13 protein-coding genes are annotated in these 13,034 nt (G+C 55.1%); 8 read left to right on the plus strand and 5 right to left on the minus strand.

Annotation, left to right across the window (positions count from 1 at the left end; genetic code table 11):
- Positions 1-34: 34 nt before the first annotated feature.
- Genes M3G15_RS00320 through M3G15_RS00335 form a run of 4 tightly spaced genes read left to right on the plus strand, consistent with a single transcriptional unit; the run spans position 35 to position 5,571 of the window.
- Complete coding sequence (locus M3G15_RS00320; protein ID WP_036699952.1) at positions 35-931, plus strand: ABC transporter permease; 897 nt, start codon at positions 35-37, stop codon at positions 929-931.
- A gap of 9 nt (positions 932-940) precedes the next feature.
- A complete protein-coding gene (locus M3G15_RS00325) occupies positions 941-3,016 on the plus strand; it encodes an ABC transporter ATP-binding protein (protein ID WP_260069741.1) in 2,076 nt (691 codons plus the stop codon).
- Entirely contained in the window at positions 3,013-4,479 is a 1,467-nt protein-coding gene (locus M3G15_RS00330; protein ID WP_009224599.1) for a DHA2 family efflux MFS transporter permease subunit, read from the plus strand. The genes M3G15_RS00325 and M3G15_RS00330 overlap by 4 nt, the downstream gene beginning before the upstream one ends.
- 51 nt (positions 4,480-4,530) lie before the next feature.
- Positions 4,531-5,571, plus strand: a complete 1,041-nt coding sequence (locus M3G15_RS00335; protein WP_260069742.1) for an LLM class flavin-dependent oxidoreductase — start codon at positions 4,531-4,533, stop codon at positions 5,569-5,571.
- Between the two features lie 72 nt (positions 5,572-5,643).
- On the opposite strand, the gene M3G15_RS00340 is transcribed toward M3G15_RS00335, so the two are convergent.
- The gene (locus M3G15_RS00340; RefSeq protein ID WP_009224601.1) at positions 5,644-5,892 is read right to left on the minus strand and encodes a spore coat protein; all 249 of its coding nucleotides are present in this window, start codon (positions 5,890-5,892) and stop codon (positions 5,644-5,646) included.
- A 15-nt stretch (positions 5,893-5,907) separates the two neighbouring features.
- Positions 5,908-6,093 carry a hypothetical protein gene (locus M3G15_RS00345; RefSeq protein WP_009224602.1) on the minus strand — a complete coding sequence of 62 codons (186 nt, stop codon included), beginning with the start codon at positions 6,091-6,093 and terminating at the stop codon, positions 5,908-5,910.
- Between the two features lie 269 nt (positions 6,094-6,362).
- On the opposite strand from M3G15_RS00345, the gene M3G15_RS00350 reads away from it, so the two are divergent.
- A complete protein-coding gene (locus M3G15_RS00350) occupies positions 6,363-8,087 on the plus strand; it encodes a methyl-accepting chemotaxis protein (RefSeq protein WP_260069743.1) in 1,725 nt (574 codons plus the stop codon).
- Positions 8,088-8,225: 138 nt separating this feature from the next.
- Entirely contained in the window at positions 8,226-8,648 is a 423-nt protein-coding gene (locus M3G15_RS00355) for an NUDIX domain-containing protein (protein WP_085170803.1), read from the plus strand.
- Positions 8,649-8,722: 74 nt separating this feature from the next.
- On the opposite strand, the gene M3G15_RS00360 is transcribed toward M3G15_RS00355, so the two are convergent.
- The 3 genes from M3G15_RS00360 to M3G15_RS00370 form a co-directional block, all read right to left on the minus strand.
- Positions 8,723-9,937, minus strand: coding sequence for an MFS transporter (locus tag M3G15_RS00360; RefSeq protein WP_260069744.1), 1,215 nt, complete (start codon positions 9,935-9,937; stop codon positions 8,723-8,725).
- A gap of 96 nt (positions 9,938-10,033) precedes the next feature.
- Entirely contained in the window at positions 10,034-10,951 is a 918-nt protein-coding gene (locus tag M3G15_RS00365; protein WP_009224607.1) for an aldo/keto reductase, read from the minus strand.
- Positions 10,952-11,187: 236 nt separating this feature from the next.
- Entirely contained in the window at positions 11,188-11,532 is a 345-nt protein-coding gene (locus M3G15_RS00370) for an iron-sulfur cluster biosynthesis family protein (protein WP_036644899.1), read from the minus strand.
- Positions 11,533-11,636: 104 nt separating this feature from the next.
- Between M3G15_RS00370 and M3G15_RS00375 the strand changes: the two genes are divergently transcribed.
- Both M3G15_RS00375 and M3G15_RS00380 read left to right on the plus strand, forming a co-directional pair.
- Positions 11,637-11,879 carry a hypothetical protein gene (locus tag M3G15_RS00375; RefSeq protein ID WP_260069745.1) on the plus strand — a complete coding sequence of 81 codons (243 nt, stop codon included), beginning with the start codon at positions 11,637-11,639 and terminating at the stop codon, positions 11,877-11,879.
- Positions 11,880-11,901: 22 nt separating this feature from the next.
- On the plus strand, positions 11,902-12,960 hold the full coding sequence (locus M3G15_RS00380; RefSeq protein ID WP_127576152.1) for an NAD(P)/FAD-dependent oxidoreductase: 1,059 nt from the start codon (positions 11,902-11,904) through the stop codon (positions 12,958-12,960).
- Positions 12,961-13,034: the final 74 nt, after the last annotated feature.

Consider the following 13,034-nt stretch of genomic DNA (forward strand, 5'->3'; position numbering starts at 1 on the left):
GGTTCACGTACTCTATGAACGGGAGGGAAATCGAGTGAGAGAAGCGATCTTCTCCAAAACCGTCTGGCGCGAACGTAAAGCCGGAGCTTCGGCCGCGCCGCGAACCGGCCGATTTTCGGTCAATGACCTGCTTCTGGTGTTGGCCGGATTATTCATCTTGTTTATCGTCGCATGCGCCATCGTCCCTTCCTGGATCGCTCCGTATGCTCCGACGGAAATGCTGACGGACCGTATCCTGCAAGCGCCCAGCCGGGCTCATCCGTTGGGTACGGATTATTTCGGCAGGGATGTCTTCAGCGTGATCGTGCATGGAAGCCGCGATTCCCTCTTTATCGGGCTGGCTTCCGTGCTGACCGGCGGGTTGATCGGCGGAGCTTTCGGAGCCATCGCCGGGTATGCGGGCGGATGGGTGGATACGGTAATGATGCGAATCAACGATATTCTGATGACGATTCCGGGGATTCTGCTCGCGCTTGCGATCGCCGCGGCCCTTGGCCCCAGCCTGTTTAACATCGTGCTGGCCGTCGCCGTCTCCTCCGTACCGGGATATGCCCGCGTGATGCGAGCTCAAATTTTAAGCATTAAAAACCGCACGTTCGTGAAAGCCGCCGCCTCCATCGGCGCTTCGCCCTGGTCGATCTTCTGGAAGCATGTGCTGCCGAACTCCCTTTCACCGCTGCTGGTCATGGCGGCGGTGGGGATCGGCACGTCGATTCTGACGGGATCGGGTCTCAGCTTCCTCGGGCTGGGCGTGCTTCGCGAAATCCCGGACTGGGGGACGCTGCTGTCCCAGGGCAGAGGTTACCTGACCGTAGCTTGGTGGATCTGCACTTTTCCAGGGCTGGCGATTACCTTGTTTGTCTTGGCAGTCAATATACTGGGGGACCGTCTGAGAGATCATCTGGATCCGAAAAAACTTACGCAGCGATAGGAGGGGGCCATGAGGAGCGCATTGTTGGATATTCAGCAGCTTTCCGTTGATTTCAGCACCCGAAACGGACTGATCCAGGCGATTCGGGATGTCACCTTAACGATCGGAGAAGGGGAAACCGTTTGCCTCGTCGGCGAGTCCGGAAGCGGCAAGACGGTCACCTCCAAAGCCATTATGCGCTTGATCGATCATGAGAACGGCAGGATCACGGGCGGCAGCCTCCGCTTAGGCGGGACCGATTTGACGGGACTGTCTGAGGCGGAGCTTCGCCGGGTTCGCGGAAAAAAGATGGCGATGGTGTTCCAAGAGCCGATGGCCGCCTTTGACCCGGTATTTACAATCGGCCGGCAAATCCGGGAAACCATCCTGCAGCATGAGCGGATCTCCAAGCGGGAGGCCGATGAGCGGGCGGTTCGCCTGCTTGAACGCGTGGGCATTCCGGAGCCGAGGCTGCGGCTGAAGCAATACCCGGGCGAACTGTCGGGCGGCATGCTGCAACGGGCGATGATCGCGATGGCGCTGTCCTGCGGCCCGGACCTGCTGATCGCAGATGAGCCGACAACCGCATTGGATGTGACCATCCAAGCGCAGATTCTGAGCTTGCTTAAGGACTTGCAGCAAGAGTTCGGGATGTCGATTTTGCTCATCACGCATGATTTGGGGATTGCCGCCGATATCGCTGACCGTATTGTGGTGATGTATGCCGGGGAAATCGTGGAGGAGGCGCCGGCAGAGCAATTGTTCCGACTCCCCCGCCATCCGTATACCCGCGGACTGCTTCGCTCCATCGCTAAGCTGGATACCGTCCGCGGGACCCGGCTCCATTCCATCGAAGGGTCGATTCCCAGCCTGGCCGAGCCGCCCAGCGGGTGCCGGTTTCATCCCCGTTGCGCTTACGCCACGGAAAGCTGTATTCGGGAAGCCCCGCCTTTAGTGGCAGATGCAGAAGGCCGCCGAACCGCTTGCTGGCACTCGGAAGAGCTGGTCCGGCAGGATAGCTGGCTTGCGGCGCAACCGGAAATCGAAGCCGCCCCGATACACGTACGCAGCTCTTCCTCGGAGAGCGAAGGCCCCATCGCGACGGCCGAACCGACTGATGTAAACGAAGGCGAGGTGCTGTTTGCCGCTGAGCATTTGCGCAAATATTACCGCGTTCACGGCGGAGGCTTAGGGAAACGGACCCGGCTGATCCGTGCCGTAGACGATGTCACGTTTACGATCAAGAAAGGGGAAACCTTTGGCCTGGTTGGCGAATCCGGCAGCGGGAAGTCGACGCTGGGGAGGGTGCTGCTGCAGATGGAGAAAGCGACGGCAGGAAGCGTGTTGTTCGCCGGCGAGGACCTTACTCGACTGAGCGGAGCAGCCTTGCGTTCGGCCCGCCGCCATATGCAGACGATTTTTCAGGATCCTTATGGCTCGTTTGATCCGAGGTGGAAAATCGGGGACAGCATCGCTGAACCGCTCAAAGTTCACGGAGATTTGCCCTCTGGGGAAATCAAGGAGCGCGTTCGCGAATTGTTGGAGCTCGTTGGTTTGGACCCATCTTGGGACGAACGGTATCCGCATGAGTTCTCCGGCGGGCAGCGGCAACGCATCGGCATCGCCCGGGCTATCGCCTTGAACCCGCAGTTCATCTTAGCGGATGAAGCCGTCTCGGCCCTGGACGTGTCCGTCCAGGCTCAGATCATCAACCTGCTGCAGGACCTGCAGCAGAAGCTGGGGCTGACCTATCTGTTTATCGCCCACGGGCTGCAGGTCGTGCGGCATATTTCCGACCGGATTGGCGTGATGTATCTCGGGAAGCTGGTGGAGATTGCCCCAAGCGAATCGCTGTTCCTTCGGCCGGCCCACCCGTATACCCGGGCGCTGATCGACTCCATTCCCCGGAGCCGCCCGGGCGAGGGACAGGGGCAAGGGCAGCTTCCCCGCGGCATCACCGGTGAAATCCCATCCCCGGCGAATCCCCCGGCAGGCTGCCGGTTTCACACCCGCTGCCCGTTTGCCGTCTCGCGCTGCCGGGAAGAGGAGCCGCAGCTTCGGCCGCTCGAAGGCGGCCATTACGCGGCCTGTCATTTTCCGTTATGAGGACTGGAACTGAACGCCGGTTCTGGCCCATTCTCCTGACGTTGTTTTTAGGGTCCTTTGCCGGGGTATATCACGTCGTGTCGCTAAACGTCTCGCTTCCCGGCTTTATCGGGATCTTTCATGCCGAGCTGAATACCGTACAGTGGGTGATTACCGGCTTTTCCTTGGCCTGCGGCATGATCGCGCCGGTCAGCGGATATGTATGCCTTCGGTTTGGGAGCAAACGGGTGTTTCTGTGGTCGCTGGCAGGGATCAGCGTGACCTCGCTGCTGTGCGCGATCTCGTGGAACGTTCAGGCGCTGATCGGGTTTCGTATCCTGCAGGGGGTGTTCTGCGGACTGATCCAGCCGGTTTCCCTGATGATGATTTACCAGACGCTGCCGCGCGAACGCCAACCGCTGGCCGTCAGCGTCTGGTCGTTTTCCACGGTGCTGGCCACAGCGATTGGACCTTCGCTAAGCGGTTGGTTTCAGCAGGTGGATTGGCATCTGATTTTTCTCGTGACCGTGCCGCTCGGCATCGGCGCCTGGATCGCCGCGAAGGTTCTGCTGCCGTCCGCAGGAGGCGCCGATGCTTCGAGAAAATTAGATATCGCCGGGCTGTTCCTTGCCACCGGAGGAAGCCTGGCCATGCTGCTGCTGTTCGGGAATTTGCATCAATGGGGGCTTGCTTCTCCTTTAACCTGGGCGTGCTTGATCGCCGGAGGTGCAGCCTTCGTAATGTTTGTGCGAGTGGAGTTACGCACCCCAGAGCCGCTGTTGAATCTGCGGTTATTTCGCAATTTACCCTTTACAGCAAGCTTAAGTCTGACCCTGATTCTTACGGTAGCCCTGTACTCCGGGGTGTATTTCATCCCGCTGTTCCTCGAGGAAATCCGCGGAATGTCCGCCTTCCATATCGGGCTGCTGTTTCTTCCGGCTGCGGCGTGCCTGACCTTGGCGACCTTCCTCTCAGGGAAAATATACGCTTCCCGTGGCCCCGCGCTGCTGGTTGGTGCGGGCAGCTTGCTGCTGCTGGCGGCCAACCTGCATTTCAGCCGGCTTCATCCGGAGACGACGCTGCTTTCGGTGATCATCTGGTTATGCATTCGTAACGCCGGTACGGGGTTTGCACTCACTCCAGCCACCGGCAGTGCGATGGGGGCGGTGTCCGAGCAGGAATCGGGAGATGCTTCGGCGCTGCTCAGCTGGCTGAGGCAGATCGTTAGCTCCATCTCGCTGGGGATGTTCACGTCTGTGTTCTACGTCCGTTTGGGGATCCATGAAGCCCGGATGCATGCCGAGCTTAACGCTAACGGGCTGAGTCGAGAACAGTTGTACAGGGAGGCGTATACGCAGAGCATTGGAGATGCCTTTTGGCTGGCGAGCGGGTTAATTGCCGCAGCGATTCCTCTTGTTTGGCTGATCCGTAGAAAGAGACAGCCACAAGATGCCGGTGCTCCTGCTTTAAAACGCTCTGTCTGAGGAAAGTAGTCCAATGTAACTTTGATTAACCCGGTAGGAGGCGAAAGCCTGATGAAAGTTGCTTTGTTCAGCTTGATGATGAATGTTCCCAATGCGGTAACGGGGGAAGCGTGGACGGCGCAGCAAAAATTTCAAAATGTGATCGACCAGGCCATCCTCGCCGAAAAACTGGGGTTCGATGCTTATGGGATCGGTGAGAGACACGGGGAACCTTTTCTCTCTTCTTCACCGCCGTTGGTCCTGACCGCGATCGCTGCTCAGACCACCCGCATTCGCCTTCTCACCACCGTTACGGTGTTGAGCGTGCTTGACCCAGTTCGGGTCGCCGAGGATTATGCCACCTTGGATCATTTGTCCGGAGGGAGGCTGACGATGATCATCGGCAAAGGCAACGATCCCCGGCATTACTCGTTGTTTGGCATCACAGAAGAAGAGCAATGGGAGTCGCTCGCCGAACGATACGGATTGCTGAAGCGGCTGTGGACGGAGGAGAAGGTAACCTGGTCGGGCCGTTACCGGCCCCCGCTCCAAGAGGTAACGACCTTTCCGAGACCCCACCAATCGGAAATCCCCGTATGGCACGGCAGCGCATCAAGCACGCTGTCGACGGAGCTCGCCGCCCGGTACGGGGAGCCGATTTTTTCTTCGAACTCTTTTCACCCGTTTGAAAAATACAAAGCCTTAATCGATCATTACCGCGAACGACTGGTCTATTATGGCCATGATCCCCACAAAGCGGTGGTGGGAGCCGGTTCGGGAAGTTTATATCTCGCGGACACGGCCGAGGAGGCCTTGCGGCGGTTTAGACCCTATTATGAGGCGTTCAGCGGGACGGAGGCCGCCAAGCACAATCAATCGCCGTTTACCTCGCTAAAGGATATGGTGGAACGGGTACCGGCCTTAATCGGCAGCGCTGAACAGATTATCGTGAAAATCCTGAAATACCACGAGGCCTTCGGACATACCGTGCTGGGGATTAGCGTGGACGGATTAAGTGAGGCCGAGCAGCGGGAGCAGCTTCACCGGTTTGCCGAAGAGGTGCTGCCGGTTTTGAAACGGGAGATTCCAAACCCCTTGTACCGTGGAATTTAAAAAAAGAGCTTCTTTACACCCGAAAGGGGGTGGAGAAGCTCTTTTTGCTGTTCACTCAAGCTGGGGTTTCACTCAGCCGCCCAGCTGCGATTTTACCTGCTGCACTTCCTGATCGTCCGCCATCATCGCCGGCTGGTAGAATCCTTTGGACTGAGCCAGTTGGAACAGCTCGTATTGCGATTTCTCGCAATTGTCCCGGATTTGCTGAATCGTTGATCTCAGCTGGGGATTCGCGCATTCGGAAATGACGCTGGAGTAGGTGGTCAGGCTGCTTTTGACCATGGACAACGCGTCGTTCACCATATCTTTATCCTGCATCATCGTGTAAAGCTCCTCCTAATTCAGAAATGACATGAGCTGCTGCTTCGTATTCAGTGCGTCCTGAGCCGATTTTTGAAAGTAAGCTTTGACTTGCGGATCAACGGACTGCTGCGCGTAGGCAAGCATTTTTTGATGTGCTGTTTCATGAGCGCCAATCAGGTGCCGCAGGCTTTGCAGCTCCTGTTGATTGATTTGGGCCATGCCATCTGCTCCTTTCAGGTGGTATTCGCTGGTTATTGTTTGCGAAACCGGAGCAAATATGCGATGAGTTGATTTTTTCTTGGAAAAAAGCAGCGGATCTATGAAGAGCATTACAATTCTCATCCCATGTGAACTATTAAAATAGTCACTGTAATTTTGCGGAAAATAGTTAAAAATAAAGATGAAACGTTATTTAGACTCATTCTAATGAGGCAGTTCAAGCAGCAGGGTATCAATCTATGAAAATTTAATACAAAGGTGGAATCATCATGTCCAGGCGAGGCAATCCTTTCCAATTGTTGAAGAGATTCAGGTTCCATTCGCTAACCGGCAAAATGCTGGGAATGATCGTGCTGCTTATGACGATATGCGCCGTTTCTTTCACGTTGGTGGCCTATTATGAGGTTCAACGATCCATGACCAGCCAGATGAAGAGTGACGGGACGACTCTGGTGACCAATATTAAACGCGAAATCATCAGCAATAAGTTGTTGGATAAGAAAGAACTGCAGAAGGTATTTCAAACCATCATGGAGGAAGGCGACGGCAATCTTATTTATGTCTCGCTCTACGATGCCCAGGGGAATCTGATCGTATCGGATAACAGTCAGATTGCTGGAGGCTCCGCAGGAGAAAATGACGCCGTTGCATCTGCATCGCTCACGAAGTCGAGCATGGATTTAACCACCGTGGTGGCCAAACAAGAGACCACAGGCCAAATACTAAAAACGCCAAGCGGTGAGAAGGTTTATAATATTTCAACGGATTTTACATATAACCAGGAGCTCTCCGGTGCATTAAATTTGGGGATCTCGCTGAAAAGCATGAATGAGCAAATTCGTGATGCCCTGATTGAGACGATCGGGATATCGCTGATCATATTGCTGCTAGCAGTTGGCTTGGGCATTTGGATGGGGCGCCGGATGATACTTCCGATCCAGAAGATGTCTGAATGCATCAAGCGGTATGCTGCAGGGGATTTTACAGAAGAATTTCACCATCACAGCCAGGATGAAATCGGCAAAATGGCTCAGGATCTGGCCCATATGCGCAGCAAGCTGGGCGGAATGATGGAGAACATCCAGCAACGTGCCAGCCAAGTCACCTTCGGTTCGCAGCAGCTCTCGGTAATGATCGGAGAGAGCTCGCAAGCGGCGAAGGAAATCTCAACCGCGACCGAAGCGCTGGCGACCGGTTCCAGCGATTTGGCGGTGCATGCGCAGGAGGGGTTTGAGCGGCTGAATAGCTTAGCCGAAGAGATTCTTGCCCTGACCGCGCGGGCAGACCAGATGAAGGCAAGAATTGAAGAGACGCAGGAAGCGAACCAAACGACGATGAACAGCATGAAGCAACTGCAGAAGGCGATCCGGGATAACGCGGAAGTTACCGTCAACATCGAGGAGCAGGTGAACGACCTCAGCGACAAATCGCAGTCAATCACCCAGGTGACGACCGTGATCAAGGCGGTTGCCGAGCAAACACACTTATTGGCGCTGAACGCTATGATCGAAAGCGCAAGAGCCGGCGAACAAGGCCGGGGCTTTGCGGTGGTCGCGGAGCAGATCCGCAAGCTGGCGGTACAGACGACAGGTTCGGTGCAGGGGATCGAGGAAATGGTGAGGGAAGTCGCCGCTGCAGTTGAGAAGACCCGAGAATATATGCATCAAGGCACTGAAGTTATCACGCGGACGAGCGAGGTGTCGCGGGAGACTGGACAAGCGTTCCGTCATATTTATCAGACGATCCGTCAGATGATTGCGGGCATGCAGGAAATGATCGAAGGCATCACGCAAGTAAACAGCGACAAAAACGAAGTGATCGGCACCATCGAAAACATCTCCTCCATCGCCCAGGAATCTACGGCATCGACTGAGGAAATCTCGGCTTCTACCGAACAGCAACTCGCCAGCATGGAGCAGGTGTCCGCTTCGGCCGTCGAGATGAAAGAGATCGCCGACGATTTGCATCGGATGGTGGGACAATTTAAGTTCTAAGTTGATAGCCACCAAGAACACCCCGTTTCTCTCAATTTTTTCGGAGGAACGGGGTGTATTTTCTTCCGCTTCAGATATTTTGCTTTATAATAGAACCCAGGCAATGGCTTGAACGATGACATGAGAGGTGGAGGGTGCATGAAGACGACAGAGCTGGCTGTTCCCCGATTAGGGGTGGGCGCGGTCATTCGGAATGATCGGGGAGAGATTCTGATGGTGCTGCGTAATCGGGAGCCGGAAAAGGACACTTGGAGCATCCCCGGCGGCAAAATCGATATCTATGAGACGATGGAGCACGGCGTTGTGCGGGAAATCAAAGAAGAGGTGAACCTCGACATCGCAGTCATTGGGGTACTGTGTACGGCAGAGACGATCCGACCGGAAAAAGCAGAGCATTGGGTCTCGGTGATTTACGAAGCGGAGATTGTTGGCGGCGAGCTGCGGAATATGGAGGAAGGGGGCGCGATCGGGGCGATCGACTGGTTCCCGCTCCATCGCTTGCCGGACAAGCTGGCTAGTTTCACAACGGCTGCGGTTGCGGCGTTAAGGCAACAGAAGTAGGCGGGGAAAAAGAAAAAGGGGAGACCTGTTCCATCAGCGTGGATATCGGTCTCCCCTTTCGTTGGAACGAGCAATCATCCGCGTTTGGCCAATGACAGGCGAAGCTCGCGCCGCAGCCCGCGCACCTGCGCGTACACGGCGACGAGCTGCGTCAACAGGCCGGCGATGCATACACCGGTCCAGCCGAAATGCGCATAGCTGAACGAGCCGATCCCGGAGCCCAGAGCTCCGCCGATGAAATACGATACCATATAGATCGTATTGATACGGTTGCGGTACTCGTCGCTGATGGCGTGGATGCGGGCCTGGTTGGAGATCTGCGTCGACTGGACGCCAAGGTCGAGCAGAATGACGCCGACAACCAGGCCCGCCAAGGTGTAGCCGAAGCCGAGCATGCAGGCGTAGGCGAGGATCACCGCGCCCATGCCGATGGCGATGGTGAAGCGCGGACTGCGCCGATCGGCCATCCGCCCGGCGATCGGCGCAGCCAAGGCTCCGACGACGCCAATCAGGCTGAACAGACCGGCCGCGTCAGGGCCGAGGCCGTAGTGCGGTTCGGCCAGCAGGAACGACAGCGTCGTCCAGAACACGCTGAAGGCGGCGAACATCATGCCGCCGTTCAGCGACGCTTCGCGAAGCAGCGGCAGATCTTTAATGAGTGACGCCATCGAGCGGAACAAATCCCCATACCCGGCCATTGCCACGGACGGGGACTTGGGCAGGCGGAACGCTAAGAAGAAGGCCAGAAGGATCATGAGTCCGGAGGCGATAAAATAAACGGTCGGCCAGCCGAGATATTCGCCAACGAGCCCGCTGAACGTCCGGGAGACGAGAATCCCGATCAACAGTCCGCTCATGACAGTGCCGATGATTCGGCCGCGCTCCTTTGGGTCGGCCAGCTGTGCGGCGAGCGGCACGATCAGCTGCGGGACGATGGAAGTGAAGCCCACGGCGAAGGAGGCGACGCTCAGGATGATGCTGTTCCAGGCAAATGCCAGAAACAGCAGGGCGCCGGCGGAGCAGACGAGCATGAACAGAATCAGCGATTTTTTCTCACGGATATCGGCCAGCGGCAGGATCATCAGCATCCCCAGGGCATAGCCAACTTGCGTCAAAGTGGCAGCGTACCCGACCTGGGATTGCGTAACGCCAAACGAGGCGGCAATTTCCGCCAGCAGCGGTTGAATGTAATAGAGATTCGCCACGGCGATGCCGGCGGTGACCGCCATGGTCAACACGAGAAACCGACTCAGCCGAATCGGCGTGCTTTCCGTACTTTCGGTAGGCATGTTTTCTCCAGCCCCTCCTTTCGAGATTTTGGACAAAAAAACAACCTAAGTCCTGTGGAAACGGGGCTTAGGTTGTTTCGCGTAGGGACACTTAACTTACGGCAAAATGTTCCCCGCAGCACGGTAAATTTCGTACCATTCCTCGCGGGTCAAACGGATGTCGCTGGCTTTGATGCAGTCCTTCAAGCGGTCGAGGTTCATCGTCCCGATGACCGGTTGCATTTGGGCCGGGTGACGCAGCAGCCACGCGATGGCGATGGTCGTATTCGTGACGCCGTATTTCGCGGCGATTTCGTCAATTTTCTGGTTCAGCTCAGGGAACTTCTCGTTGCCGAGGAAGACGCCTTCAAAGAAACCGTATTGGAACGGCGACCACGGCTGAATCGTGATATCGTTCAAGCGGCAGAAGTCCAGCACGCTGCCGTCACGGTTAATGGCGGCTTCGTTTTCCATATTTACGTTAATGCCGGCCGAAATCATCGTCGTGTTCGTGATGCTCAGCTGCAGCTGATTGGCGACGATCGGCTGTTTGACGTATTTTTGCAGCAGTTGAATTTGCATCGGGTTCTGGTTGGACACGCCGAAATGGCGTACTTTGCCCGCGGTATGCAACTGGTCGAACGCCTCCGCAACCTCTTCGGGTTCTACCAGGGCATCGGGACGATGCAGCAGCAGCACATCGAGATATTCGGTTTTCAGACGCTTCAGAATGCCGTCCACCGACGACAAAATATGCTCTTTCGAGAAGTCAAAGAACCCTTGGCGGATGCCGCATTTCGATTGCAGGATGATTTTCTCCCGAATTTCTGGATTCATGTGAATCGCATCGGCGAAAATCTCCTCACAGGAGCCGCCGCCGTAGATATCCGCGTGGTCAAAAAAGTTAGCGCCTTCTTCCAGCGCGGTTTGGACGAAACGTTCCGCTCCGGCTTTGTCCAGCGAGTTAATTCGCATACAGCCGACGGCAATGACAGGGACCTCCAGCGTGCTCGTACCAAGCTTGATCGTCTTCATTAATCGGATCCTCCTCTATGGTTAGGAATAGATGATTTATTCACCCGGGCCGGATATGTAAAAATATGAGATCGAATCCAGTTCCATCGATGGCGCCTGGATGCCCCCATCATTGTGACATAGAAAAACGGCGGATTCAAGAGCAGGGCAACGCGTTAAAGAAAAACAGCCCAAAAAGGCCGCCGGATCATAAATCCGGCAGCCGAAAGCGGAAAGGAAGGGAAGCCCCTGACCGTTTAGCGAAGGGCTTCGCTGGTAGCAGCAACGCGTTTGTCTTTCAGCACGACGTTGTTGCTGTACAACATCGAGTCGCTGCTCAAACGGTAAGTTGGGTAATTCTCATGGGCAAACAAGCGTAAGACGTCATCAAACAAAATTTCTTGCTGGCGATCCACCAAAAAGGTGAAGCCGCCCGATTCAAATGCGATATCAGTAGGAAGCGGCTCGCTGACCAAATGCAGCGAATAAACGCCGGCTGCGCTGCACCCTTCCGATTCGCCAACCAGCTTGAAGTACCCCGGCTGGCCGCCTAGGCTTTGCGCAAGTTTTTCTTTCGTCAGGTTCGTCATGTCTACTCTCATTCGACACACATCCTTTAGCCTCTATTTATATTTAGTAAAATTAAATTTCCTACAATTTATTTATAAACAATTTAATGAAAGGTGTCAAGTGGGGGAAAGATCACTTGTACGCCGAAGACCTGAGCGAAAGTATGCAGCTGATGGAATGGGTTTGGCAACGGGATGACAGAGCACTGCGGAACCTTGGACGCTACGAATATTTTATTCGCGGCAGCGAGGCGCGGGCGGGAAAGGATTCGCTTTTTAAGAGAAAAAAGCAAAAAAATTTAGATAATAATGATTTTCATTCTCAATTAGATATGATACGATGGTTCCATCCAAGTAGATCATTTACTTTGTTTACGTGATAAAAAAGGAGAGGTAACGACGATGGAACCAACCGTATATGATGTCACGATTATCGGAGGCGGCCCTGCCGGGTTGTATTCGGCCTTTTATAGCGGCTTGCGCGAGATGAAGACGAAGCTGATCGAGTATCAGCCTTTTCTTGGCGGCAAAGTGAATGTGTATCCGGAGAAAATGATTTGGGACGTCGGCGGCCTGACGCCGGTCACTGGAGAACAGCTGATCCAGCAATTGATCGAGCAGGGAATGACGTTCCAACCGGAAGTTGTGCTAGGTGAAAAGGTGACTTCGATTTCTCGGGGCGAGGATCGCATTTTTACATTGCATACTGCATCGGGAGCCAAACACTACTCCAAAACGATCATCCTGGCCATCGGCGGCGGGATTCTGAAGCCCACGAAGCTCGACATCGAAGGGGCGGAACGATTCGAAGTGACGAATCTCCACTATACGGTGAAATCGCTGGGCCGGTTCAAAGGCAAAACCGTGCTGATCTCCGGCGGCGGGAATACCGCGATCGATTGGGCGAACGAGCTGGCTCCGATTGCGAAGAAGGTCTATCTGACGTACCGAAAAGAAACGCTGAAAGGCCACGAGGCTGAGGTGACGAAGCTGATGAAGAACGATGTGGCTTGCCTGTTGAACACGTCGATCGTGAAATTGACCGGCGCCAAGGGCGGAGATTCCATCCGCAGCGTATGGATTCAAAACCATGAGGACGGCTCCATCGTCGAGCTGGAAGTGGATGAGGTGGTGGTCAGCCACGGGTATGAACGGGATAAGGCGCTGCTGGAAAACAGTGAAGTCAAGATCGAAATGGCGAACGAGTACGGCGTAAAAGGAACGGCCATGAGTGAAACCACGGTGGAGGGGATTTTTGCTGCGGGGGATATTTTGTCTTATGAAGGCAAGCTGCATCTGATCGCCGGGGCTTTTCAGGATGCGGCGAACGCTGTGAACCGAGCCAAACAGTACATCAACCCGGAGGCAGAGGCATATGGAATGGTCTCCTCGCATAATGATCTGTTCATTGAAAAAAATCGGGAGCTGAAGAAGCAACTGTTTGCGACAATGGCAGAATAACCGAATCTACTACATATGGATGCGTTTACCTGAATTGGGTAGGCGTATTTTTTTACCCTTTTACTGTTTATGTG

This window comes from Paenibacillus sp. p3-SID1389 (genome assembly GCF_025151705.1).
GTDB lineage: Bacteria > Bacillota > Bacilli > Paenibacillales > Paenibacillaceae > Fontibacillus > Fontibacillus phoenicis.

Excerpts from the sequence above, each read along its gene's own strand:
- M3G15_RS00325 (WP_260069741.1), top strand. The coding sequence starts at position 941 with ATGAGGAGCGCATTGTTGGATATTCAGCAGCTTTCCGTTGATTTCAGC.
- M3G15_RS00330 (WP_009224599.1), top strand. The coding sequence starts at position 3,013 with ATGAGGACTGGAACTGAACGCCGGTTCTGGCCCATTCTCCTGACGTTG.
- M3G15_RS00335 (WP_260069742.1), top strand. The coding sequence starts at position 4,531 with ATGAAAGTTGCTTTGTTCAGCTTGATGATGAATGTTCCCAATGCGGTA.
- M3G15_RS00340 (WP_009224601.1), bottom strand. The coding sequence starts at position 5,892 with ATGATGCAGGATAAAGATATGGTGAACGACGCGTTGTCCATGGTCAAA.
- M3G15_RS00345 (WP_009224602.1), bottom strand. The coding sequence starts at position 6,093 with ATGGCCCAAATCAATCAACAGGAGCTGCAAAGCCTGCGGCACCTGATT.
- M3G15_RS00350 (WP_260069743.1), top strand. The coding sequence starts at position 6,363 with ATGTCCAGGCGAGGCAATCCTTTCCAATTGTTGAAGAGATTCAGGTTC.
- M3G15_RS00355 (WP_085170803.1), top strand. The coding sequence starts at position 8,226 with ATGAAGACGACAGAGCTGGCTGTTCCCCGATTAGGGGTGGGCGCGGTC.
- M3G15_RS00360 (WP_260069744.1), bottom strand. The coding sequence starts at position 9,937 with ATGCCTACCGAAAGTACGGAAAGCACGCCGATTCGGCTGAGTCGGTTT.
- M3G15_RS00365 (WP_009224607.1), bottom strand. The coding sequence starts at position 10,951 with ATGAAGACGATCAAGCTTGGTACGAGCACGCTGGAGGTCCCTGTCATT.
- M3G15_RS00370 (WP_036644899.1), bottom strand. The coding sequence starts at position 11,532 with ATGAGAGTAGACATGACGAACCTGACGAAAGAAAAACTTGCGCAAAGC.
- M3G15_RS00380 (WP_127576152.1), top strand. The coding sequence starts at position 11,902 with ATGGAACCAACCGTATATGATGTCACGATTATCGGAGGCGGCCCTGCC.